The sequence below is a fragment of the Oerskovia sp. NPDC057915 genome (assembly GCF_042887685.1).
Classification (GTDB): Bacteria; Actinomycetota; Actinomycetes; order Actinomycetales; family Cellulomonadaceae; genus Oerskovia.
In genome coordinates this window covers 16,676-41,453 of the sequence record NZ_JBHVOS010000023.1, presented here as the reverse complement: position 1 = coordinate 41,453, position 24,778 = coordinate 16,676, and the positions used below count along the sequence as shown (strand labels likewise).

Here is a 24,778-nt window from a genome sequence, read left to right as displayed (position 1 = left end):
GGCCAAGGCGTCGAGGTTCCGTCGGTCCGTGGATCACGACCGGTTCGTCACCGGACGGCTCCTCGCCCGGGCCGCCCTCGGGAAACGTCTGCGCATGGCTCCCGGCGACGTCGACATCCGGCTCGGAGCCCGGGAGGGCGCCGCACCTGGCCGACCGTACGTCGTCACCGGGCCGTCGTTCTCGATCGCGCACGCGGGATCCTGGGTGCTCGTCGCGGTCGTCGACGCGGCAGCGGGGCTTCGTCCGACGGGGCCCTGGGCGGTCCCCGAGGCCGGGGTGGACGTCGGTGGTGTGGACGTCGGCGTGGACGTCGAGTCCTCGACCCCTGCGCGCGCCCATCTCCTCGATCTCCTCGACGCCGTCCCGTCGGACGAACGCCCCACCGACGGGTGGGACGCCGAGTCGTTCACCCGGTCGTGGGTCCGTCGCGAGGCCGTTCTCAAGGCCGTCGGCACAGGCCTCCTCGCCCCGCGCGACGACCTCCTCCTGTCCCGCGCGGACCAACCGGCCGACGTCGTGCGCAGCGGGGGGCTCCTCCCCGTTCCCGACCGGCTCGTCGTCCAGGACCTGGAGCTCCCGGCGGCGTGGCCGTCACCCTCGGCGGGTCAGACCGTCACCCTCGGCGGGCCGGGGCGTCACCCTCGGCGGGGCATGGCGACGCCCTCGGCGGACGGGGGTGCGGGGACGGGGCCGGGTGCGGGTGGCGGGACGGGTCCGGGTGCGGGTGGGGGTGCGGGTGGCGGGACGGGTCCGGGTCCGGGTCCGGGTGGGGGCGAGACGTTCTGTGCGGCCGTCGCGCTCCGCTCCACGCGCGGCCCCGTCGCGCTCGGGAGCGTCCGGGTGGTCGACGGGACCGCGCTCCTCGCCCGGCACGGCCGCACCCTCCCCTGACCGTCCGGCCGTCGATCGCGCGGCCCGGGTCAACGCGGCCGCACAGCCCCGGGCCGGGCACCCCGGGGCGGCAACCCCGGACGGCGACCGTCGACCGCTCAGCGGACCTCCTTGCTCTCGCGCAGGAGCAGCCACAGCAGGAACGGCGCACCGAGCGCCGAGGTCACCACACCGACCGGCAGGTCCACGGGCAGCGAGCGCGCACCCAGGTCCGCGGCGAGCACCACGCACGCCCCCACGAGGCCCGCGCCGAGCGGAGGCGGCCCCTGCGCCGCGAGCGCCCGCCACGCGATCTGCGGTGCGACGAACGCGACGAACGGGACGGGCCCGGCCGCGGCGGTCGCGGCGGCCGCGAGGACCACGGCCAGGGCGATCTGCAGCAGCTGGGCCGCCGACCGTCGCACGCCCAGCCCGACGATCACGCGCGAGTCGAAGCGCAGGATCGCGAGCCACCGGGCCGAGAGCGCGCTGACGGTGACCGTGACCACGACGACCGCTGCGACGGGCCCGGCGATCTCGAAGCTCGCACGGTTGAGGCTCCCCGTCATCCAGATGAGGGCGGCGTTGAGGTCGGGCAGCTCTGCGCGGACCAGCATCCACGACGTGATCGCCGACGCCCCGGCGTTGACCCCGAGCCCCACGAGCACCAGCCGGTACCCCTCGATCCCGCCGCGCCACGCGAGCAGGCACACGAGAGCGGTCGCGGCGAGCCCGCCCAGGACGGCGACGACCGGCAGGCCCGCCGTGACCAGGAAGCTGCTCACGGCTCCGGTGCCCGCCAGGACGATCGCCGCGACGGCGGCGGCCGTCGCACCGGCCGTGACCCCCAGGATGTCGGGGCTCGCGAGCGGGTTGCGGGCCACCGACTGCGTGATCGCCCCGGCCGCCCCCAGGGCGAAGCCCACGACGATCGCGGTCGCGGCCCGCGGCGCGCGCAGGCCCAGGACCACGAACCGGTCGGCCGGGTCCCCGGCGCCGAGCAGTGTCCGGACCACGTCGCCCGCGGGCAGCACGTACTCGCCGACCATGATCGACGCGACGAGCAGCACGAGCAGCAGGACCACCAGCCCACCCCCGACCAGCACCTGCCTGCGGCTGCCCGGGTGGCGGCGCAGCGGCCGGAGGGCACGCCGGAGCACGTGCCGTCGTCTCGCGGGGCCCGACGGGTCGTCGGGGCCGGGCCGGTGAGCACCCCGGTGCCGCTCTGACGGCTCGTCGGTCGGCCTGCTCTCCGGGGCGGTCCCCGGCAGGGTGGTGGTCACGATCGGTCTCCCAGGTAGCCACGGGCGAGGACGACGAAGAGCGGGGCACCGACGAGGGCGATGACGATGCCGACCTGGATCTCGGAGGTCGCGGGGGCGAGGCGTCCGACGACGTCGGCCCCCAGGACCAGGACGGCGCCGCACAGGCCGGCGACGGGGACGCGCCATGCCGGTCCCCCGAGCCCGAGCCGTGTCGCGGCGTGCGTCGCCGCGAGGCCGACGAAGGCGATCGACCCGCACGCGGCCGTCGCGGCCCCGGCGAGCAGCGTGACGGCGAGCAGGCCCACGACCCGGTCGCGCACGACGTGCCGGCCGAGCGTCACGCCGAGCTGGTCGCCCATCTCGAGGGCCCCGAGGGTCGGCGCGTTGACCACCGCGAGCACGAGCCCGAGCAGGAGGAAGGGCGCGACGGTCCAGACGACCTCGGGCCCGCGCCCCACGAGCGAGCCGATGCTCCAGAACCGGAACACGTCCATGGTCGTGCGGTCGAGCAGCAGGACCCCCGACGTGATCGACGCGAGCAGCGCCGTGACGACCGACCCCGTGAGGACGAGCGTGACCCCCGGCGCGAGGACGCGGATGCGCTGGGAGAGGACCACGACGATCGCACCGGCGCACAGCGCGCCGACGAGCGCGAAGCCCACGGCCCCCGACGGGCTCGTGACACCCGCGTGGATCGCGAGCACCACGGCGCACGCCGCGCCCGACGTCACGCCGAGCAGACCGGGGTCGGCGAGCGGGTTGCGGGTGTGCGCCTGCGTGAGCGCACCGGCCACCCCCAGCGCGATCCCGACGAGCAGCCCCAGGACCGTGCGGGGCACGCGCATGTCCCACACGATCGCGGAGGCCTCGCTCGTGCCCGGCGCGCGCAGGACCGCGAGCACGTCGGGCAACGGCACGGGCTGCGACCCGAACGCGATGCTCGCGGCGACCGCGCCCAGCAGCGCGAGCACGAGGGCAGCGCTCACGAGAGGCAGCCGGCCGTCCGGGCCGCGCCCCGAGCGCGCCGCGGCGACCGGCGCGAGCGTGCCGCTCACGACGCCGTCCCCGCACCGGTGCCCGCGAGCCGCCGCAGGTCCGCGGCGACGATCTCGCGCGACCACACCCATCGTTCCTCGGCGGTCGGGCGGGCGACCCGGTCCGCGTAGGTGCCCGCGGCGACGGCCGTCAGCGCGGCCCGCAACGCCTCGACGACCTCCGGTGATCGGTCGCCCACGAAGAAGTGCCCGCCCTCGACGACCCGCCGTCGGACCCCCGCCCGGGCGCGCTCCGCCCAGGGCGCGACGGCCTCGGGGGGCGACGCGACGTCGTCGGACCCGGCGAGCAGCAGGAGCGGCGACGTGATCGCCGTGGCCTCGTCCGCCGCGGCGTGCCCGAGCGAGTCGTGGACCGCGAGGTCCGCGCGCAGGACGCGCGCGTGCAGCGCGAAGAACTCGGCGTCGGCGAGCAGCTCGGGCGGGGTGCCGCCCAGCGCGGTGATCCACGTCCGGAGCGCGGCGTCGTCGCGCGCGGTGAGCCTCCCCGGCCCGACGACGTCGCTCCCGTCCCCGTCCCGGCCGCCGGACCGCGGCCGGTCGGCACGCTCCGCGCGACCCGAGACGACGAGCAGGTCCGGGGCCTCCCCCGGCCCGGCGCCGGCCGCGACACGGACCGCGACCGACGCCCCGAGGCTGTGCCCGAGCAGGACCGTGGGGACGTCGTCGGCGAGGAGAGCGCGCACGGGGCCCGCGACGTCCGCGAGGAGGTCGGTCATGGACTGCACCGGCGGCTCGGTGAGACGCGTCTCGCGGCCCGGGTACTGCACGGCCACGACCTCGGGGGCCGACGCGAACGGCGCCGCCGACCCTCTGGGGTGCCCGCCGACCGCCCGGTCGCGGGCGAGGACGAGGCGCCGGTAGTAGCTCGCGGCGCCACCCGCGTGCGGGCACACCACGACCCGCCACGTCGCCCCCGGGGGCGAGGCCAGGACACGCAGCGCCGGGTGGTCGCTGCGGGGCGCGGTGCCCTCCACGTCAGTCACGAGGGGTTCCGTCGGCCTCGGACGCGGCGTCGGGCACGGCCTCGGCCTCGTCGGTGTCGTCGCCGTGGTGGTCGTGGTCCGCGACGCCCTTGCGCCAGTAGCCGTCGACGTCGAAGTTGTCGCGGCCCAGCCCTACCTCGTTCTTGAGGTAGCGGCGCAGCGGCTTGATGGAGAGCGACTCGCCCGCGACCCACACGAACCCGTTGCCGGGCGGGAGGTCGGTGCCGCGCACCGCGTCGGCGAGCAGCGACGTCGTGCCCGGTGCGCGGTCCTCGCGGAAGAGCCACGTGACGTCGGCGTTCGCGGCCGACCCGAGCGGCAGCACGTCGCCCTCGTCCTGGACCTCGACGAAGACCGTGACGGGGACCTCGGGGCGCAGCCTCTCGAGCCATCGCGCCGCCGCGGGCAGCGCCGTCTCGTCGATCGCGAAGACGTACCAGTCGAACACGTCGTTGACCAGGAACGAGCCGCGCGGGCCCAGGACACCGACCAGGTCGCCGACCTGGGCGCGCCCCGCCCACCGCCCCGCGATCCCGTGCTCGTGCACCACGAGGTCGATGTCGAGCGTGCGGGCCTCGCGGTCGAAGAACCGCACCGTGTAGTCACGGCTCGTGAGGTGGCGGCCGCCGGCCCAGCGGTCGTCGACCACCTCGGGCATCTCCGGGGTCCCGCCCGGCTCGGTCGGGAGGAAGAGCTTGACGTGGTCCTCGGGGGCCGCGGTCACGAAGTCCTCGAGGTCGTCGCCCGTGAGACGGACCCGGACCATGCGCGCCGCGATCTGCTCGACGGCCGAGACCGTCAGCAGCCGCGGGCGCAGCGGGTGCGTCAGCAGGGTGACCTGCTCGACGGAGCCCGTCTGGGCCTGCGGTGACGTGGCCTGCTCGGTCGTGTCGAGCCTGCTCGTGGTGCTGGTCATGCGTTCTCTCCTCGGGTGGTGCCGACGATGACGTCGACGGGCTGGGGGGAAGGTTCGTGGGGGTCGTCGACGACCGGGTCCGGCTCGGTGACCGCGCGGCGCAGCCCCGGGACCAGCAGCGCGACGAGGCCCGTGGAGACGGCCGCGAGCGCCCCGCCCACGGCGATGGCCCCGCCCGCCCCGAGGGCCCGGGCGATCAGGGTCAGGAGCGGGCCGCCGAGCGCGTCGCCCGCGGTGCCCTGGGCGGTCCACAGCGCGCTCACGCGGCCGCGCAGGTGGTCGGGCGTGCGCTCGTAGAGCAGCGTGAACCGAAGGATCTCACCCAGGACGTCGCCCGCCCCGACCAGGGCCATGGCGACGACCGCGAGCGCGACCGACTGCGACAGGCCGAGCATCGCGACCCCGGCGCCCGAGGCCGCGAACACGATCAGCAGGACACGGCCCGTGCGCCGGACGCGCCCGGTCCACCCGCTCGTGAGCGTCGCGACGAGCGCGCCGACGGCCGGGGCGCTGAAGAGCAGGCCCACGACCTCGGGCCCGGCGCCGAGCTGCTTGTCGACCAGCTCGGGGATCAGGACGTGCGGGGACGCGAACAGGATCTGGACGAAGCCCAGCAGGACGATGCCGCCGATCACGCGGTCGGTCGCGACGAAACGCAGCCCCTCGACCAGGTCGTCCCACGGGCGCGGGCGACGCACGGGGCCGTCGGGCACGGGAGCCTCGCCCGGCCCTGGTCCCGCGAGAGCCGCAGCGGGGTGCCCGGGCGAGCCGACGCCGTCGGGCACCACGGGCTCCTCCTCCCCGCCGCCCGGCGGCAGGGACGGGAGCCGCACCAGGAAGCCCAGGCTCACGACGCTCGCGACGACGACGGCCCCGAACACCAGGCTCGACCCGCCGTGCGCGATCGCGATCCCCGCGACGAGCGGGGACACGACCGCGCCCAGGTCGAGCGAGATCGCCTGGAGCGCCGCGACCGCGGGAAGCTGACCGCGCGGCACGAGCGAGGGCACCGCGGCCGCGAGCGCGACCACGCTGAACCCGCCCGCCAGGCCGTCCCACGCCGCGACGACGTAGATCGCGGCGACCGACGGCGCCTCGGCGAGCGAGTTCACGAGCAGCGCGACGAAGCCCACGATCGCCGCCGAGCGTGACCACAGGATGACGCGGCGGCGGTCCGTGCGGTCGGCGACGACGCCCGCGACGAGCGTCCCCGCGAACGCCGCGACCCCCAGGGTCGTGTTGACGCCCGCGACGTGCAGCGACGAGCCCGTGAGCGCGTAGACCTGCACGGGCAGCGCCACCACCAGCATGCCGAGCCCCAGCAGGGACACGACCCGCCCGGCGAACAGCAGGCGAAAGCTGCGGCTCGCGCGCAGCGGCGACAGGTCCAGGGCGAGCGCGGAGAAGAGGCCCGGGGCGCTCACGTCGCCGTCGTCGTGGTCCGGAGCCCCGAGGGAGCGGCGCCGTCGAGCACTCGGCGCAGGCTCGCGGGGCGCAGGTCGGTCCAGTGCGCATCGACGTAGGCGAGCGCGACCGCGCGCGTCGAGGCACCCAGCACGACGTCCCACCCGGGCGGGACGGCCGCGAACTCGGGCCACAGGGAGTGCTGCTGCTCGTCGTTCACGAGCACCAGGAAGGTGCCCTCGGAGTCGTCGAAGGGGTTCATGGGTCAGTGCCTCTCGTCGGTGCTGGGTCGGGCGGCCGCAGGGGCCTGGTCGAGGTGCCGTGCGAGGACCGGGCCGAGCTGGCCGATCGCCGCGGGCGACACCATGTCGTGGTGGCCCGCGAGGACCGCGTGCTGGGTCACGGTGCCGGTCACGTGCGGGGCCCAGGCGTCGCGCTGGGCCGTGAGGTCGTGGAGGTCGGTGCCCTCCTGCGCCGTGAAGAGCAGCAGGTCGCCGCGGAACGGCGTGTAGCGGGCCTGGCCCATGAGGTCGCACGAGTACAGGTAGGTGTCGACGACGGCGGCGAGCCCGTCCTCGTCGAGGTCGGCCCAGGCGCCGGGCGCGTCGGCCAGGACGTCGAGGACGTCGTCGCGCGTGGGCCGGGCGAGCAGGTGAGGATCGGCGCCGCCGGCGGCGAGCAGGGACCGGAGGGCGTCGATCTCGACGCCCGCGAGCTCGTCGGCCTCCTCCGCCGACGGTGACGCACTCCCCCGCCGAGGGTGACCGTCCGGCCCGCCGAGGGTGACGAGCCCGCCCGCCGAGGGTGACGCACTCCCCTGCCCGGGGTGACCTCCCTGCCCGACGGCGCTGCCCACCCCGGGCACGACGGCCTCGGCGTCGAGCATCGTCAGGCTCGCGACGACGTCCCCCGCCTCCTGCAGGCGCGTCGCCACGAGGTGGGCCAGGTGCGCCCCGAACGAGTAGCCGAGCAGGTGGTACGGCCCGCGCGGCTGCACCTCGCGCACCGACCGGACCGACTGCTCGGCGAGGTCGACGAGCGAGGTGGGTGCGCCGTCGGGCCCCGCCAGACGCGGCGACTGGAGCGCGTACACCGCCGTCCCCGCCGGGACGTGCGGGACGAGCGACGCGAACGACCACCCGAGGCCGCCCGCCGGAGCGAGGCAGAAGAGCGGAGCGGCCCCGCCCCCCGGAGAGGGAGCGCGCAGCGTGAGCGTGCCCGCGAACGGGTCGGTCTCCGGGGCGTCCCAGTGCGCGACGACCGCCTCGACGGTCGGGGCGGTCACGAGGACGCCGACGCTGAGCGGGCGCCCCAACCGCGTCCGGACCATCGACACCGCCCGCATCGCCAGGAGCGAGTGGCCCCCTGCGGCGTAGAAGTCGTCGTCGGCACCGAAGGTCGTCACGCCCAGGACCTCGGCGAAGATCGCGCAGAGCTCACGCTCGAGGTCGGTCCGGGGCTCGCGCCCACCCTCGCGGGTGAGGTCGGGCGCGGGCAGGCGCCGGACGTCGAGCTTCGCGTGCGGCGTCAGGGGCAGCCCGTCGAGCGGGACGAGGGCCGAGGGGACCAGGTGGTCCGGGACCGTGCGGCGCATGGTCCGCAGGACGTCGGCGAGCACGTCGGCGTCACCCTCGGCGGGTGGCTCGACCCCCTCGGCGAGCACCACGTAGCCCACCAGGACGTGGCCGTCCCCGACCCCCCGGCGCGCGACGACCGCGCACTGCGCGACCCGCGGGTCACGCGCCAGCACCGCCTGCGACTCCCCCGGCTCGACCCGGTAGCCCCGGATCTTGACCTGTCCGTCGCTGCGCCCCAGGAAGTCGAGCTGCCCGTCGGGCCGGCGGCGCACGACGTCACCCGTGCGGTACATGCGCCCGCCCGGCACCCCGAACGGGTCCGCGACGAACCGCTCGGCGCTCAGCCCGGGCGCTCCGTGGTACCCGCGGGCCAGCCCGATCCCGCTCACGTACAGCTCGCCCGGCGTGCCGTCCGGCGCGGGCGCGAGGCCCGAGTCCAGGACGTACACCGACGTGTTGGCGATGGGACGCCCGACGGTCGGGCGCAGGCTCTCGTCCGTGCCACCGCCGAGCGTGTTGATCGTGTACTCGGTCGGGCCGTACAGGTTGTAGCCGCGCGTCCCCGGGGTGGCGACTATCGCGTCCCACACCTCCGCGCCCACGGCCTCACCGCCCAGCAGCACCAAGCCCGGGCGGTGCCTGCCCTCGTGGAGCAGCCCCTCCGCGAGGAGCGCCGAGCACACCGAGGGGGTCACGTTGACGACGTCGATCCGCTCCGCGGCGCAGTACGTCGCCATGGCGTGCGGGTCGCGTCGCACGGCCTCGTCGAGCAGGTGCACCTCGTGGCCGTCGACGAGCCACAGCAGCTCCTCCCACGACATGTCGAACGCGAACGAGACCGTGTGCGCGACCCGGACGGGCTGGTCGCGGACCCCTGCCGGACGCGACGCGACGAGCGGCTCGAAGATCTCCGTGCGGTGGTTGCGCAGCATGTTGACCAGCCCGCCGTGCTCGATCGCCACGCCCTTGGGCGCGCCCGTCGAGCCCGAGGTGTACATGACGTAGGCAAGGCGGTCGTGCCGGTAGGCGGGCCACGGGCCGGCACCGCGGGCGGGGTGTGCGTCGCCCTGGGCGGGGGGTGCGTCACCCTCGGCAGGCAGGGGCGTCACCGTCGGCGGCGGGCTCACCGGCACCACCGCGCGGCCCGCCAGCACCGGGCCCACGAGCCCCCGGAACCCCTCGTCCAGCACCACGGCGCGGGCCCCGGCTGCCTCGACGATCGCGCACAGCCGGTCGGCCGGGTGCGCGGCGTCGAGCGGCACGTACGCCGCCCCGGCCCGCAGGGTCGCGAACAGCGCGACGACGAAGTCGATCCCGCGCGGCACCGCGAGCGCCACGACGTCCTCGGGCCCGGCCCCGGCCGCGACCAGGGAGCGCGCGAGCAGGTCGACTCGTTCACCGAGCCGGGCGAACGTCACCGAGTCGGTGCCGTGGACCAGCGCGGTGCGCCGCGGGTAGGCCGCGGCGGCCCGGTCCAGCAGGTCGAGCAACGAGTCGTCGCCCACGTCCTGCGCCGCGCGGAGGCCACGCGCCAGGAGGAGGGGCGCGACGTCGTCGGGCACCGCGGCGACCCGTGCGACCGGTGCGTCCGGGGCACCCACCGCGCGCCGCAGGACCGCCTCGACCTGGTCGAGCAGGGCTCCCGCCCGGGTGGCGTCCACGACGTCCGTGCGGTGCGACAGGATCAGGCGGTACGGCTGTCCCGGGTGGACCACGAACGTCAGCGGGTAGTGCGTGGCGTCGCCGCCCTCGACGTCCTCGAGGCCCACGGCCGCGCTGAGGCGGTCGAGCTCGGCGTCGTCCTCGGGCGTGTTGCGCATGACGTAGAGCGTGTCGAACAGGGTCCCGACGCCCGCGCGACGCTGGAGCTCGCCCAGGCTCACGTGGTGGTGGTCCATGAGCTCTGCCTGCTCGGACTGGAAGCGGCGCACCAGGTCGCGGAACGGCTCACCGGGCCGGGTCATCAGGCGCACGGGCACGGTGTTGAGGAACAGCCCGACCATCTCCTCGACCCCCGCGAGCGCGGGCGGGCGGCCGGAGACGGTGCTGCCGAACACGATGTCGTCGCTCCCCGTGACCGAGCGCAGCGCGAGCGCCCACGCGGCCGAGTAGAGCGTGCTCACCGACACCGCGCACGTGCGCGCCAGGGCGAGCACCGCGAGCGAGAGGGTCGGGTCGAGGTCGCGCTCGACGACCTCGGGCATCGACGCCCGACGGCGAGGGTCCGGCGGGGCGACGAGCGTCCCCTCGGCGAGGCCCGACAGCGAGATGTCCCAGGCGTGCGCCGCCGCGTCGTCGTCCTGCGCGGCGACCCACGCGAGGTAGTCGCGGAACTGCGGGGCGGGCGGCAGGCCCACGTCCTCGCCACCCGCGGCGTAGTGCCGCAGGAGCTCGGTCACGAGCAGCGCGTCGGACCAGCCGTCGAGCAGGATGTGGTGGTTCGTGACGACGAGCGCGGCCCCCTGCTCGCCGAGGCGCACGAGCACGAAGCGGATGAGCGGCGGGCGGTCCATCGTGAAGCGGCGCTGGCGCTCGTCGTACTGGAGCCGGTCGAGGGCGGAGGCGTAGTCGTCGGGCCGCGCGAGCACCAGGTCGGAGAGGTCGTGGACGCGCCACGGGACCGTGACCGCCGTGGGCACGAACTGCACCGGGCGGGCGAAGCGCTCGTGCGCGAAGCCCGCGCGCAGGACCGCGTGCCGCCGCAGCACCGACTCGCACGCACGCCGCATCGCGTGCTCGTCGACGCCGCCCGGGAACCGGTACGTCGACTGCATGGTGTACACGTCGAGGCCCGTGTCCTCCGAGACCGCGTGGAAGAGCAGCCCCTCCTGGAGCGGGGCCAGGGGCAGGACCTCGGCGATCGTGGGGGCGGGGGCCGCGGGGGTGGCTGCGCCTGGCCCGGGGGTCGTGCCGGTGCGCTCGTCGGTCGTGGTCATGTCAGGTTCCTCATCAGGTCGTCGAGGTCGCCCAGCTCGCTCGCGGACATCGCGAGGAGCGGGGAGACGAGCGGAGGGTTGTCAGCACCGGCGAGCTCTCGGGGCCTCGCTGGTCCTGGCACGACGGCGGTGGGTCTGGCGCGCAGGGCGAGGGTGGCCGGGGTCGGCGCCGCGAAGACCGACCGCGGGTCGACCGTCCAGCCCCGCGCGCGGAGCGTCGTCGTGACCTTCATCGCGACGATCGAGTCGCCGCCCAGGGCGAAGAAGTTGTCGTCGTCGGCGACGCGCCGCACGCCGAGCGCCTCGGCGAAGACCTCGCGGACGACGTCGACGGGTGCGCCCTCCGGCACGCCCGCCGATGCGGGCGTCCCGTCCTCGGCCCGCCCGACCGACGTGTGCTCGGCCGACGCGCGCCCGGCCGAGGCGTGCTCGCGCAGCGCCGGGTGCCGCTCCGCGAGCCCGCCCAGCACGTCCTCGACCGGCGTCGAGGGGGCGTCGGCCAGCAGCCCGAGCACCTCGACGACGGCCGCGAGGACTGCCAGCGCGCGGTCGGTGGGCACCGACGCCAGGTGGTCGAGCTGCACGCTCAGCCCCTCGGACGCGTCCACGGTCAGCGCGAGCGGGTACTGCGTGCGGTCGTCGCCCTGGACGTCGGTGATCCGCAGCCCGGCACCCGCGCCCGGCTGGGCGTCGGCGTCGCGCGGGTAGTTCTCGACCACGAGCAGCGTGTCGAACAGCTCGCCGACCCCGAGCGCGCGCTGCACGTCCGCGAGCGCCACGTGGTCGACGTCCCGCAGGTGCGCCTGCCGCGCGTGGACCGTGCGGACCAGGTCGGTGAGGGTCCAGGTGGCGCTGCCCGCCGGGCGCGCGACCACGATCCGCACGGGCACCGTGTTGACGAACATCCCGAGCACGTCGTGCGCGCCCTCGACCTCCGCGGGTCGCCCGGCGACGGTCGTCCCCGTGAGGACGTCGCGCTCGCCCGTGAGGGCAGCGAGCACGATCCCCCAGGCCGAGGTCACGACGTCGGCCGTCGTGACCTGCGCTGCCCGGGCGGCGGCGACGAGCCGCGTGCCCAGGCCGTCGGGCGCCGCGTGCAGGACGGTCGGGCGCTCGCCCGTGTCCTCGGGCTCGGCCACGCGGACGGGCCGGGCTCCGACGAGCGCGTCGCGCCACACGCCGACCGCGCCGGCGTCACGCCGTGCGAGGCGCCGTGAGAGCTGCCAGGCCGTCCCCGGCGTGGGCAGCACGAGCCCGTTCGGGTGCGTCGTCGGTCCGCTGCCCGACGGCGTCGCTCCCGTGGGTGCACCGACGCGGCGCACGTACGCCCCCAGGAGGAGGTCGACGAGGAACGGTACCGACCAGCCGTCGAGCAGCACGTGGTGGTTCGTCACGACGAGCCGGTGCCGGGCGCCCTCGTGCGCGCCGACCCGGACGACGACGAGCCGCAGCAGCGGCGGGCGCGCCAGGTCGAACGGGCGGTCGAGCTCGTCGGCCATGATCTCGTCGAGAGCCCGACGCACGGCGTCACGGGCGACGGGCTGTGCGTGCTCGGGATCCTCGCCGGGCCCCGCCGCCGAGATGCGGCCATCTGGGGTCGGAAGCCCGCTGGAACCCCCGTTGGCCGCATCTCGAGGGACACGCACGGGGTGAGCGACGTCGTCGGGCAGGGTGATCTCACGCAACGGGACCTCGGTGACGTCCGTGACGACGAGGCCCACGTCCTGCGGACCCCGCGCCGCGACCGCGAGACGCAGCTGCGGGTGGGCAGCGAGGACGTCGGCGGCGGCGGCACGCAGCGCGGCGACGTCGAGCGGACCGTCGAGGCCCACGTCGATCGCGCTCGTGTACCGGTCGACCGGAGCCTCCAGGGCGTGCAGGACCATGCCGCGCTGGACGGGTGTGAGCGGCCACGGGGTACCCGTCGGGAGCGTGGACACCCGGCCGTCCGCGGGCTCGGCCGCCTCGGTGGCGGCCCCCCGGACGAGCTCGCGCAGACGCCCGAGCCAGCTCTCGATCAGCGCTTCGCCCGCCGCCCCGCCGAGGGTGACCGACTCGCCCGCCGAGGGTGACGCCCCCTCGCGCCGAGGGTGACCGCCCGCGTCGCCGACGGTGACCGACTCACCCGCCGGCGGTGACGCCGCGACCCCGATCCCGGACACCGCGGGGGACAGCAGCCAGCGCGCCACGAGCTCGGGCCCGTCCGGGCCGTCGGACACGTACGCGTTGAGCTCGACCGGGTGCGACAGGGGCAGGTCGGCGTGCAGGTCGAGCGCGGACTCGAGGTGCGCGGCGTCAGCCACGCTCCCCCAGTCGCCGGTGCTCTCCGTCTCACGCCCCAGGTAGTTCACGAGGACCTGCGGCGGGCAGGCCGCCGCAGCGTCGCGCAACGCCGCCGAGGCGGACGGCGCACCCGCCGCGCCCCGCGCACCCGGCGCACCCGGCGCACCCGGCGCCAGGTGGCGCAGCAGGCCGTACGCCCGCCCGTCCCCCGGGACCGCAGCGGCCTGGCGGGCCGTGGCGCGCAGGTGCGCGGTCGGCGTGAGGTCGGGGGCGGCGGCGAGGCGCAGGGGCCAGGTCGTGGTGAACCAGCCGACCGTGCGCGACAGGTCCGGGCCCTCGCCGTCGAGGCGCCGCCCGTGGCCCTCGGTCTCGACCACGAGGTCCACCCCGGCGCGCGCCGAGCCCGGCACCCTGTCGGCTGCGGCCTCGGCGGCTGCGTCGTCAGCGGCGGCCACGTCGGCGGCAGCCCTGTCGGCGGCCGTCACGTCGGCCGCGGCGAGCGACAGCGCCGCGAGGAGCACGTGGTCCGTGCGGTGCTCGGGCGCGAGACCGAGCAGGAGCCGCGTGTCGTCGGCGCCGAGACGCACGACGACCTCGCGCGCGCTCGACACCGTGTCGAGCGCCGGGTCGAGCGCCGGGTCGAGCGGGCGGGACGCCAACGAGACGGCGTCGCCCGAGTGCACGTCGACCCACGCGGGCAGCTCACCGGTCCGGTGCGCGGCCTCGTCGTGCATGGCCGTCGCCGCGGCGCGCAGGCTCGCCGAGGCGTGCGGCAACGAGCGGCCGGCGACGAGCGTCGCCAGGTCGTCCACGAGGATGCGCCACGACACGGCGTCGACCGCGACGTGGTGGGCGACGAGGGCCAGCTCGCGCGACTCGCGGTCCCAGACCGCGCGCAGGACCCGGCCGGTCGCGGGATCGACCTGCGCGGCCGCACCGCGCAGCGCCTCGGTGAGACCGCCGTCGGTGACGTGCAGGACGTCGCCCGGCCCGGCCACGACGGCGGCCGAGGCCGCGTCGAGGACGCGCGCGGCGCCGTCGTGCACCACGAGACGTAGTGCGCCGTGGGCTTCCACGAGACCTGCGAGCGCCGCGCGCAACGAGTCCTCGGTGAGGTCGGCGGGCGTGCGCAGGACGCGCACCTGGACGAACCCGCGGTGGTCACCGCCGGCCTCCAGGAGCCACGCGAGGGCGGGCGTGAGCGGCAGGTCGCCCGACTCGGCGACCTCAGCGGTACGCGCCGCCGGTCGCGCGGGAGCGGGCGTGACCTCGGTCGCGGCGAGCGCGACGCCCGCCGCGGTGCGACCCGCGAAGACCGCCCCGACCGTCACGACCAGCCCCCGTCCGCGCAGCGCGCCGACGAGCTGCATCGCGCTGATGCTGTCGCCGCCAGCGGCGAAGAAGTCGGTCGTCGGGCCGACCTCGTCGCCCAGGACACGGGCGATCTCGGCACGGACGCGCTCGGTGCGCTCGTCCGCCTGCTGCTCCTGCGGCCCGACGGCGCCGCTCACCAGCGCGCGCTCGTCGCCCTGGGCGTCGGCTCGGGGAGCGGGCAGGGACTCCGGAGCCCCTGTGCGGGGTGCGGCCCCGGTGCGGGTCTGGCGCGGGACGCGCACCTCCCCGACGAGTGCGTAGGCCGTCGGGAGGACGCCCCCGCGGGCCAGGTGCTCGACGGCCGCGGTGAGCGCGGCCGGGAGGACGGCGCTGACTGCGGGGTCGAGCGCGCCGGGGCGCTCCTCGAGCTCGATCGTGAGCCCGCCGTCCGCGGAGGGCAGGACGGTGACGGTCACGGGGTAGTGCGTCGCGTCGTGGCCGCCGGTGGGGACGACCCCCACGGGCCGAGGGTGACGTGCCGGCCCGCCGAGGGTGACGTCCCCGGCTGCCGAGGGTGACGCCCCTCCTCGCCGAGGGTGACCGGTCGCCGTGTCGAGGGTGACGGCGCCGCCGCCGAGGGCGACCGCGTCCTCACCGAGGGCGACCGCGTCAGTCCCGCGCGGATAGCTCTCGACGACCACGAGGGTGTCGAACAGTGCGTGACCGGCGATCCGGGCGATCGACGGCAGGCCCAGGTGGTGGGCGTCGAGCAGGCGAGCCTGTCGCGCCTGGACGTCCTGGAGCAGCGCGTCCGCCGTGTGGTGCGCTCCTGCCGGGACGCGTACCGGCGACGAGCCCACGAACATGCCGATGATGCGGTCGGCACCGTCCAGGTCGGTCGGGCGACCGGCCACGGTCGAACCCACGACGGCCTCCGGCTGGCCCGTCAGCGCTGCGACGACGAGGCCCCAGGCGGTCTGCACGACGGTCGCGGCCGTGACCTCGGCACGCCGCGCGGCGTCCCGGAGTCCGTGGGCGCACTCAGGGAGCGTCGTGACGACGCGCGCGTCACCTTCGGCGGGCGAGTCCGTCACCCTCGGCGTCCCGGTCAGTCGCCCTCGACGGGCGGACCCGTCACCCTCGGCGGGCGAGTCCGTCACCCTCGGCGTCCCGGCGCCAGCAGGCAGCACCCCCAGCAGCGACGCCTCCTCGACCCCGTCGAGCTCGGCTCGCCACAGCGCCTCGACCTCGGCACGGGTCGCCTCCGCATCACGCAGCCACGTCAGGTAGTCGCGGAAGGACGGCGCGCTCGTCCCCGCACGGCCCGCCTCGACGCCCGCCGTCGCGGCGGCGGCAGCGGCGGCAGCGGCAGCGGCAGCGGCCGCGGCCACCCCTCCGTCCGACGCAGCACCCGACGCACCACCCGCCGTGAGAGTCCTCCGCAGGTCCTCCGCAAGGAGCGGCACCGACCACCCGTCGGTCAGCAGGTGGTGCATCGCGAGGACGAGGACGTGCTCGTCGTCGCCCGTCCGCACGACCGCGCCCGACACGAGCGGCGCGAGCGACAGGTCGCCCAGCCGGGAGCGCTCGGCGAGGTCCACCTCGTCGAGCAGGGCGGCCAGCGCCACGGCATCGAGCCCCCGGCCGTCGCGCTCGGCGACGGGCACCCGGACGGTGTCGGGCACGAAGAAGACCGGCGCCGGCAGGTCGAGCTGGAGCACGCCGCCCCGCAGGTTCGCGTGGCGGTCCACGAGCACCTGCACGGCCTCCGTGACCCGCGCGGTCCCGTCGTCGCCCAGCCCGGTCACCGTGAACCGGGTCGTCGTGCGGTAGGCGTCGGCCACGTCCCGCGCGGCCTCGGCGACCATGCCGAGCTGGGTCGGGGTCAGGGGCAGCACGTCGACGACGCGCGTCGCGCCCGCCACGACGGCGCGCACGTGCTCGTCGAACGCGGCAGCCTGCGCGTCGGTCAGCGCCACGAGCACGTCGGCGCCCCTGCCCGGACCCCCGTCCGGGCCGGCGGATCCGCTGAGGGACGCGGCGCCGTCGGGCCGGGCGCGACGCGCCATCTCGCGCGGCGTGCGCGCCGCGAACAGGTCCGCGGGCGTGAGGACGAGCCCCTCTCGGCGCAGGGCGGCGATCAGCTGGAGCGCGTCGATGCTGTCGCCGCCCGCGGCGAAGAAGCTCTCGTCGAGGCCGACGCCTTCCCCACCCAGGACGCGCGCGGCGGCCGCGTGGACCTGCGCCTCGACGGGCGTCGGTCCAGCGGTGAGCCGCCCGGAGGGCGCCGCGCCGCGCCCGGAGGTCCGCGACCCGTCCCAGTCGGGCGCGGGCAGCGCACGGCGGTCGAGCTTGCCGTGGCGCGTGAGGGGCAGGGCGTCGAGCGTGACGAACGCGGTCGGCACGAGGTGTCGTGCGAGGCGTTCGGCCGCGGCGGCGCGCAACGCCTCCGGGTCGGGGCCCCCGGGCCCCGTCACGTACGCGACGAGCCTGCTCCCCCATCGCGGATGCTCGGCGAGCACGACCGCGGCCTCGGACACGCCGTCGAGAGCGACGAGCGCCTGCTCGACCTCGCCCGGTTCGATGCGGAACCCGTGCAGCGAGATCTGGTCGTCGTTGCGCCCGAGCAGGCTCAGGGTGCCGTCCTCAGCGCGGCGGGCGAGATCGCCCGTGCGGTACATGCGCTCGCCCGGGAACCCGCCGGGGCGGGCGACGAAGCGGCTCGCGGTCAGTCCCGCGCGGCCCAGGTACGCCTCGGCGAGCTGGGGTCCTGCGAGGTACAGCTCGCCCACGGTCCCGGCGGGGACCTCGCGCAGCGCGGCGTCGAGCACCACGGCCTGCGTGCGGCCCACAGGTCGCCCGACGACAGGCTCGACCGTGTCCGCGACGTCGGCCGCGAGGGCGTCGACGGTCGCCTCGGTCGGCCCGTACAGGTTGACGACCCGCGCCCCGGTCGGGGCCGCGAGCTCCCGCATCCTCGTCCACAGCGCGGGCCCGAACGCCTCGCCGCCCGCGACGCAGATCCTCGGCAGGCGTGCCCACTCGGCGCCCGCGAGCAGCGCACCCCAGACCGTCGGCGTGAAGTCGAGGTAGTCGATCGTGTGCTCGGCCGCGTAGTCGCGCAGCGCGACCGGGTCGAGGAAGACGTCCTCGTCGAGCACGTGCAGCTCGTGTCCCGCGGCGAGCGCCAGGAACGCGTCGTAGTGCGCGTCGAACGAGAACGCCGCGGTGTGCGCGACCCGCAGGCGCTCGCCCGGCGGGTAGAGCTCGGTGCGGTGCCGCTCGAGCAGGTGCGCGAGCGCGTCCTGCCCCACGGCCACGCCCTTGGGCTCGCCCGTCGAGCCGGACGTGAAGATGATGCTGCCGACGCACGCGCGCAGGGTCGCCGCATCGGGAGCGGGCGGCAGGTCGTGCCCGACGGCGGTGCTCGGCGCGGGCGTCCGGGCCGCCGCAGGCGCGTCGTCGGGCCCGACGGCGGCGCTCGCCCCGGGCACGTCCGTCACGGTCGGCGCGGGCGCCGCGTCGAGAGGGCGCGGACCGGTCTCGTCCCACAGGAGGCGCGCCCCGCTGATCCGCAGGACGTGCGCGCGACGCTCGGGCGCCCCGTGCGGCAGGGGCGTCACGGCCAGTCCGCGGCGCAGTGCCGCGAGGATCACGTGCACGATCCGCTCGTCGCGCGGCAGGTCGATCGCGAGCGCGTCGCCCGGCAGGGCCCCGCAGGCCGTGAGGCGACGCTCGGCGCGCGTGACCGCGAGGTCGAGCTCGGCGAACGTCCACCGTCGGTCCCCGACGACGAGCGCGCCCGCGTCCGGGTGCCGCGCGATCGAGCCGGCGAGGACCTCGGTGACGAGGGCGGGAGGGGTCGTCGGTGCGGGGGCGACGGCCGGATCAGGCGTCGGGGCTGTGGGCGGCACGCCGCCGGCGGGCTCGGCAGCGGGCTCGGTAGAGGGCTCGACAGAGGCCTCGGCAGAGGCCTCGGCAGCGGGCTCGGCAGCGGTGGGTGCACCGGCGGTGGACGCGGCGGCTGCACCGTCCGACGTCGCGCCGCCGGGACGCCTCGGGACGAGGTCGAGGCTCGCGACCCGCGCCCCCGGAGCCGTGGCGGTCGCGACGAGGATCCTCTCGAACGTCGCGAGGAGAGCGTCGGCCGCCGCTGCCGAGAAGGCGGCCGAGCGCGCGTCGAGCGCGAGGTCCCAGGTGTCGGGTCCGGCGTCGACCGCGAGCGCGAGGGGGAAGTGCGTGTCGTCGTGCGTCGCGAGCACGCGAAGGTGCACGGGGTCGAGGCCCACGATCGTGGGCGCGACCACCCCGACGCCGGGTGCCTGCTCGAACGACAGGAGCGTCGTCGCGACGGGCGTCTCGGATCCGGCTGCCGCCTGGATGCCGCGCAGCCCGACGTGCTGGTGGTCCCACGAGGCGTTCCACCGGCGGGAGTGGTCGGTGACGACCTCGCCGAGGGTCGTGGCGGCGTCGGCGTCGACCCGTGCCACGACCGACTCGGTGAGCATCCCGACGATCTCGTCGGCGTGCTCGACCTCGGGGCTGCGGAGCGCGACCGGGACGGCGAAGGTCGCGCTGGTCGACCCGGCGTGGGCCGCGACGGTCAGGCCCCAGGCGGTGCGCACTAGCGTGGCCGACGTGACGCCCTGGGTGCGTGCTCCTCCGCGGACGGCCTCGACGACGGTCGAGTCGAGGAAGCGGTGGGTCGTGAACCTGTCCGCGGGGGCTCCGTCCGTCGCCCACTCGTCGGCCGCGGGCCAGCGGGACGGCTCGACGTCGGCGAGGGCGTCGCGCCAGTGCGCGTGAGCTGCTGCGGTGTCCTGCCGGCCCAGCCAGACGAGGTGGTCGACGAACCGGCCGCGCGCGGGGGCGAGGGCCAGGGCGAGGGCGTCGCCCTCGGCGGGCGAGTCGGTCACCGTCGGCGGTGTGTCGGTCACCGTCGGCGACGAGTCCGGTCGCCCTCGGCGGGTGGGTCCGTCACCCTCGGCGGACAGCTCGGCCCCGTAGAGCCGCGCGACCTCGCGCACGAGCAACGGCATCGACCAGCCGTCGAGCACCAGGTGGTGGCTCGTGACGATCAGCACGTGGTGCTCCGCACCGAGCGAGACGACCCCGAAGCGCACGAGCGGCGGGTCGGCCGGGTCGAACGGCAGCGACCGCTCGGCCTCTGCCGCGGCACGGGTCGCGTCCCGCAGGGCCCGGTCGGCCCCGGAGGCCGCGTCCTTGCCCACCGGCCCTGCGCCCGCGCCCCGGCCCCGTCCCCGTCCCGCATCAGCGCCCACGGCCTCCGGGACGTCCGCGTCGTACCAGACGACCTCGGCCGTGGCCTGGGTGGGGACGAACTGGACCGGGTCCAGGTCGTCGTCGACCGCGAAGCCCGCGCGCAGGTTCGGGTGCGCCACGAGCAGCGCGTCGAGGCTGCGTTCGAGCGCGGGGCCGTCGAGGGGGCCGCGCAGCTCGACGAGGGTCTGCCCCACGTACGGGTCCTGGCCCTCGGTGAGCCCCGCGTGCGCGGTCAGCGCACGCTGCAACGCGGTGAGGGGCCAGACGGCCTCGATGGCCTCGGTCGAGCTCATGGTCGTGCCTTCCGTGTGCGTCGGCGGTCGCCGAGGAGTGCGCCGAGGCGGTCGAGGTCGCCGGGCGCGAGGTCGAGGAGCGGGGCTTCGGCGGCCGGGGCGCGAGCACCTGGAGACTCCGTCGCCCGTGTGGTCGGCCCAGCGGTCGGCGCGACGGGTTCGAGCGGCCGCAGCCGGTCGGCGACGCCCACGACGGTGCGCTGCTCGAACACGTCCTGCACGCTCGACCGCCAGCCCTTCTCGCGCAGGCGCGCCACGACGTGGATCGCGCGGATGCTGTCGCCGCCGAGCGCGAAGAAGTCGGCGTCGGGCGGGACGGGGCCGCAGTCGAGGGCCGAGGCGAACGCGAGCGCCACGTCGGTCACCGTCGGCGGGAGGTCGGGTCGCCCTCGGCGGGCGGGCCCGTCACCCTCGGCGGGCGGGTCCGTCACCGTCGGCGAGAGAGACGCCGGGTCGGGGAGCGCCGCGACGTCGAGCTTGCCGTTGGTCGTGAGCGGCAGCGCGTCGAGCACCACGACCGCCGAGGGCACCAGGTGCTCGGGCAGCACTCCCGCGAGCGCCGTCCGCAGCGCGTCACCCGCGAGGCCCGGGCCCACGACGTACGCGACGAGACGCGCCCCGAGCGCCGACCTGCGCGCCTGCACGGTCGCCTGCGCGACGCCGGGCAGCGCGAGCAGCGCAGCCTCGGTCTCGCCGGGCTCGACGCGGAACCCGCGGATCTTGACCTGGTGGTCGCGGCGACCGACGTAGTGCAGCAGCCCCCCTGCGTCGCGGCGCGCGAGGTCGCCCGTGCGGTACATGCGCGTGCCGGGCGTCCCGAACGGGTTGGCGACGAAGCGCTCGGCCGTGAGGTCGGGGCGGCGCAGGTAGCCGCGCGCGAGCTGGGGGCCGGCGAGGTAGAGCTCGCCGACCACGCCGGCGGGCACGGGACGCAGGTGCTGGTCGAGCACCAGGGCGGCCGTGGCGCTGAGCGGCCGCCCGATCACCGGCTGGTCCGCGTCGTCGCCGGTCGCACCCACGGCGTCGACCGTGTACTCGGTGGGCCCGTACAGGTTGAGGACGTCGAGCCCGGGCTGCGCACGCAGCGTGGTCCACAGCGCGGGCGGGCAGGCTTCACCGCCCACGGACACGGTCCGCAGCTCGTGGTCGCGCTCGAGCAGCCCGGCCTCGACCACGGCCGACATGACGGTGGGCGTGAGGTCGATGCGGTGGATGCCGCGCTCGACGACGAGGTCCACGAGGGTCCCGGGGTCGCGGTACTGCTCGACGTCGAGCAGGTGGAGCTCGTGCCCGAGCAGGAGCGTGAGGAGCGTGTCCCACGAGCCGTCGAACACGAGCGGCATGGTCTGCGCGACGCGCTGCGCCGGGGCCGGGTACCGCCCCGCACACGGGACGACGTGCTCCTGGTGGTACGCGAGGAACTGTGCGAGCGCGCCGTGGCTGATGCCGACGGCCTTGGGCTCGCCCGTCGAGCCCGAGGTGTGCAGGACGTAGGCGAGCGCGTCGCGGGGTACGTCGAGCGCGTGCCACAGGGGCGTCTCGCCCCGGGCGGTGGCGTCCCCGCGCGGCCCGACGACGACGCGCCCCTTCCACAGGAAGCCGTCGCCGCTGTGGAGGGCCCGGTCCGTGACTGCCACCTCGCCACCCACGGCGTCCCGGCCACCACCGGCAGTACCGGTGACGTCGGCGACGACGAGCCGCGCCTCGTGCCTGTCGACGAGCGCGAGGCGCCGCGCGGGCGGGGTCCGGTCGTCGAGCAGGAGCGCGGCGGCCCCGCAGCGGTGCAGGGCGAGCAGCGTCACGACGTAGTCGGTGCCGCGCGGCAGGTCGATCGCGACGAGCGTGTCGGACCGGGCGCCGGCGGCGACCAGGCGTCCGGCGAGGTGCGCGACGGCCTCGTCGAGCGCACGGAACGTCGAGGTTTCGCGCGCGACGAGCGCCACGGCGTCGCCGCGCAGGGCCACCGCCTGGTCGAACAGCGCCCCGGCGACCGCGGGCAGCGAGCCCCCGGGGAGCGCGGGGCCGGTCGAGGCCGCGACGATCGCGGCCTCGGTCGCCGCGGGCGCGAGGCCGAGGCTCCCGACCCGCGCACCGGGTTCGGCCCCGCCCACGCTCTCGAGGAGGTGGGCCAGCTCGCGCAGGCGGGCGGCGACGTCGGGCGCGGTGAAGAGGCGGGCGGGCGCGGTGCCCACCAGACGCAGCTCGTCGCCGTCCGGCCCGGGGACGCGCACGACCGAGACCGCGAGGTCGTCGACCGGGCCCTCGGCCACGTTGCGCAGCCTGCCGACGGCGTCGCCGAAGCGCAGGTCGTGGTCGAAGAGCTTGACGTTGAGCTCGGCCGCGGTCACGGCCGAGCCCGCGTCCCGCACGATCTGCTCGGCGGGGTAGCGCCCGTGGCGGCGCAGCTCGCCCACGCGCTCTCGGACCTGCGACACGAGCTCGTCGACCTGCTGCCCGGGTGCGACGTCGACCACGACGGGCAGGACGTTGACCCGCATGGTCGGCACGACGGCCGCGACCGACCCCATGCGGTTCATCGCGGGCATCGCGACGCTCACGCGACGGCGTCCCGCGACGAGGGCGAGGTGCACGGCGAAGGTCGCAGCGACGACGTCGGGCCAGCCGGCGCCGGTCCGCGCGGCGACCTCCTCGAGCGGCCGGACGGCGCAGCCCACCTCGTGCGCGACGCGCACCACGGCGTCGGCCGGGACCGGACCGGCGGCGGGCTCCGGGAGCGGCCCCTCGCTGAAGCTCCCCGGACCCCCGTCGAGGGCGCCCACCCGCGAGGCCCAGTGCTCCCGGTCCCGCTCCCGACCGGGGGACGCGGCGTAGCGGGTCTCCTCGGCCACGACGTCGGCGACCTTCCCGAACGGGCTCGGGCCCACGTCGCGCCCCGAGGTGAGCGCGGTGAAGACCTCGGCGACGCGGCGCACGACGAGCGTGATCCCGTACGCGTCGAGGATCGCGTGGTGCACCACGAGGGACCACCACACCGTCGTCGCGTCGAGCCGGACGATCGTCTGACGGGCCAGCCCCGGGACGTCGAGCGCGAAGGGCAGCGCCCGGTCGGTCTCGACGAGGGCGGCCGCGCGCTCCCGGGCGTCGGGCACCCCCGACAGGTCGAGGACCCGGACGCCGCCGGTCGTGGCGTCCGCGCGCGCCCTCGTGAGCGCGGGGCCACCGGCCGGGTGGACGACCTGCGCGACGTCGTCGGACACCACGAACGCCGTCCGCAGCGCCTCCGTCTCCCCGACCACCAGCTCGACCGCGAGCGCGAGCACGCCCGTGTCCACCTCGCCCGCGATCTCGACGACCTCGCCCACCGCGAACGCGGACGTGTCGGGGCGCACGAGCTGCGCCCCGATCACGCCGAGCTGCGCGGTCGTGAGCGGGAGGCCCGCGAGCGGGGCCTCGGCGGTGCGCGGCCCGGACAGGACCGGGGCGACCGGCACGAGCGGCACGACGGGCACGGCGCGGGCGCCGGGGCCGGCGTCGGGGCCGGACGCCAGGAGGTCGGGGGCGGAGGACGTCGTCATCAGCCCTGGAGGTCCTTGAGCACGATCTCGAGCTGGTCGAGGACGTCGAGCGCCAGGCTGTAGCGGTCCGCGAAGAAGTAGCGGACGCCGTACGCGTGCCCCGCGGTCACGGCGGGGAGCGACTGGTAGGTCGACGCGGCCTCGAGCTCCTCGGCGCCGGGGCCGGGCTGGCCGTCGACCGTCTGCTCGGTGAGCACGACCGTCGCGTCGGCGACCTGGCCGAGCTGCTCGTAGGACAGGAACGCGCCGTTCTCGGTCGTCTCGTCGGCCACGACCGCGGGCAGCGGCGCGCCGATGTCGGTGAGGATCCCGCCGATCCAGGAGATCTGCGAGTAGACCGTGATCTCCTCGAACGAGTCGAGCCCGGCGAACGTGTTGGCCGCGATGACGTCGCCGTAGGTCTCCTTGATCTCCGCGACGCGCGCCTCGTACTCAGCCTTCGTCGCCTCGGCCTCCTCGCCCGCGCCGAGCGCCGTCGCGATCTCGACCGACGCGTCCTTGACGGTCGCCGAGCCCGTGGCGCGGATGAGGACGGTCGGGGCGATCTGCGACAGCTTGTCGAAGTCGGCCTTCTTCTCGGCGCTGAGCTCCTCCTCCTTGCCACCGCGCACGAACCCGACGATCAGGTCGGGCCCCAGCGACGCGATCTTCTCGTAGTCCCAGCCGTCCGCGCCCATCACGATCGGCAGGTCCGCGACCTGCTCGAACTCCTCGGGCAGGTAGGACTCGGCCCAGTCGCCGTCCGCGGTCGCGACCGGCACGATGCCCGCCTCGAGGAGCGGCCCCGTGCCGCCCTCGAGGGCGACGACGCGCTGCGGGTCGGCGGGGATGTCGACCTTCCCGAACGCGGTCTCGACCGTGCGCGTGCCGGCCTCGGCCGACGAGCCGGCGGGCTCGTCGGCGGCCGACGTGCCGCTCGCGCACCCGCCCACGGCGAGGACCGCGGCGAGGGCCGGGACGAGCAGCCAGGCGGTGGCGCGCGAGGTCCGGGTACCACGTGCGGTGGTGAGGGTTCGGGTGCTGGACATGCGGGTTTCTCCTTGAGGTGGGTCTGGCGAGGTC

Annotated in this window: 11 protein-coding genes; 1 reads left to right on the top strand and 10 read right to left on the bottom strand. The window is 76.4% G+C overall.

Annotation, left to right across the window (positions count from 1 at the left end; genetic code table 11):
• The first annotated feature begins 94 nt into the window (after positions 1 to 94).
• Positions 95 to 892 carry a 4'-phosphopantetheinyl transferase superfamily protein gene (locus tag ACFVQ3_RS15220; protein ID WP_387640665.1) on the top strand — a complete coding sequence of 266 codons (798 nt, stop codon included), beginning with the start codon at positions 95 to 97 and terminating at the stop codon, positions 890 to 892.
• Positions 893 to 990: 98 nt separating this feature from the next.
• On the opposite strand, the gene ACFVQ3_RS15215 is transcribed toward ACFVQ3_RS15220, so the two are convergent.
• The 10 genes from ACFVQ3_RS15215 to ACFVQ3_RS15170 are packed head-to-tail and all read right to left on the bottom strand — an operon-like array spanning position 991 to position 24,744.
• Positions 991 to 2,154: a FecCD family ABC transporter permease gene (locus ACFVQ3_RS15215; protein WP_387640662.1), complete on the bottom strand. Its 1,164-nt coding sequence runs from the start codon at positions 2,152 to 2,154 to the stop codon at positions 991 to 993.
• A complete protein-coding gene (locus ACFVQ3_RS15210) occupies positions 2,151 to 3,191 on the bottom strand; it encodes a FecCD family ABC transporter permease (RefSeq protein ID WP_387640659.1) in 1,041 nt (346 codons plus the stop codon). The genes ACFVQ3_RS15215 and ACFVQ3_RS15210 overlap by 4 nt, the downstream gene beginning before the upstream one ends.
• Positions 3,188 to 4,174, bottom strand: a complete 987-nt coding sequence (locus ACFVQ3_RS15205) for a thioesterase II family protein (RefSeq protein ID WP_387640656.1) — start codon at positions 4,172 to 4,174, stop codon at positions 3,188 to 3,190. The genes ACFVQ3_RS15210 and ACFVQ3_RS15205 overlap by 4 nt, the downstream gene beginning before the upstream one ends.
• Positions 4,167 to 5,090, bottom strand: a complete 924-nt coding sequence (locus ACFVQ3_RS15200; RefSeq protein ID WP_387640653.1) for a siderophore-interacting protein — start codon at positions 5,088 to 5,090, stop codon at positions 4,167 to 4,169. The genes ACFVQ3_RS15205 and ACFVQ3_RS15200 overlap by 8 nt, the downstream gene beginning before the upstream one ends.
• Positions 5,087 to 6,514 (bottom strand): MFS transporter, encoded by a 1,428-nt coding sequence (locus ACFVQ3_RS15195; protein ID WP_387640651.1) that lies wholly within the window; start codon positions 6,512 to 6,514, stop codon positions 5,087 to 5,089. Before ACFVQ3_RS15195 ends, ACFVQ3_RS15200 begins: the two co-directional genes overlap by 4 nt.
• The gene (locus tag ACFVQ3_RS15190; RefSeq protein WP_387640648.1) at positions 6,511 to 6,756 is read right to left on the bottom strand and encodes an MbtH family protein; all 246 of its coding nucleotides are present in this window, start codon (positions 6,754 to 6,756) and stop codon (positions 6,511 to 6,513) included. The genes ACFVQ3_RS15195 and ACFVQ3_RS15190 overlap by 4 nt, the downstream gene beginning before the upstream one ends.
• Positions 6,757 to 6,759: 3 nt before the next feature.
• Positions 6,760 to 11,007 (bottom strand): amino acid adenylation domain-containing protein, encoded by a 4,248-nt coding sequence (locus ACFVQ3_RS15185; protein WP_387640646.1) that lies wholly within the window; start codon positions 11,005 to 11,007, stop codon positions 6,760 to 6,762.
• Entirely contained in the window at positions 11,004 to 20,180 is a 9,177-nt protein-coding gene (locus ACFVQ3_RS15180; protein ID WP_387640644.1) for a condensation domain-containing protein, read from the bottom strand. The genes ACFVQ3_RS15185 and ACFVQ3_RS15180 overlap by 4 nt, the downstream gene beginning before the upstream one ends.
• Positions 20,177 to 23,716 carry an amino acid adenylation domain-containing protein gene (locus tag ACFVQ3_RS15175; protein ID WP_387640641.1) on the bottom strand — a complete coding sequence of 1,180 codons (3,540 nt, stop codon included), beginning with the start codon at positions 23,714 to 23,716 and terminating at the stop codon, positions 20,177 to 20,179. The genes ACFVQ3_RS15180 and ACFVQ3_RS15175 overlap by 4 nt, the downstream gene beginning before the upstream one ends.
• Positions 23,716 to 24,744: an ABC transporter substrate-binding protein gene (locus tag ACFVQ3_RS15170; RefSeq protein WP_387640638.1), complete on the bottom strand. Its 1,029-nt coding sequence runs from the start codon at positions 24,742 to 24,744 to the stop codon at positions 23,716 to 23,718. Before ACFVQ3_RS15170 ends, ACFVQ3_RS15175 begins: the two co-directional genes overlap by 1 nt.
• Positions 24,745 to 24,778: the final 34 nt, after the last annotated feature.

Coding starts and splice junctions, on each gene's coding strand:
- ACFVQ3_RS15185 (WP_387640646.1), bottom strand. CDS start 11,007: ATGACCACGACCGACGAGCGCACCGGCACGACCCCCGGGCCAGGCGCA.
- ACFVQ3_RS15200 (WP_387640653.1), bottom strand. CDS start 5,090: ATGACCAGCACCACGAGCAGGCTCGACACGACCGAGCAGGCCACGTCA.
- ACFVQ3_RS15180 (WP_387640644.1), bottom strand. CDS start 20,180: ATGAGCTCGACCGAGGCCATCGAGGCCGTCTGGCCCCTCACCGCGTTG.
- ACFVQ3_RS15170 (WP_387640638.1), bottom strand. CDS start 24,744: ATGTCCAGCACCCGAACCCTCACCACCGCACGTGGTACCCGGACCTCG.
- ACFVQ3_RS15220 (WP_387640665.1), top strand. CDS start 95: ATGGCTCCCGGCGACGTCGACATCCGGCTCGGAGCCCGGGAGGGCGCC.
- ACFVQ3_RS15175 (WP_387640641.1), bottom strand. CDS start 23,716: ATGACGACGTCCTCCGCCCCCGACCTCCTGGCGTCCGGCCCCGACGCC.
- ACFVQ3_RS15190 (WP_387640648.1), bottom strand. CDS start 6,756: ATGAACCCCTTCGACGACTCCGAGGGCACCTTCCTGGTGCTCGTGAAC.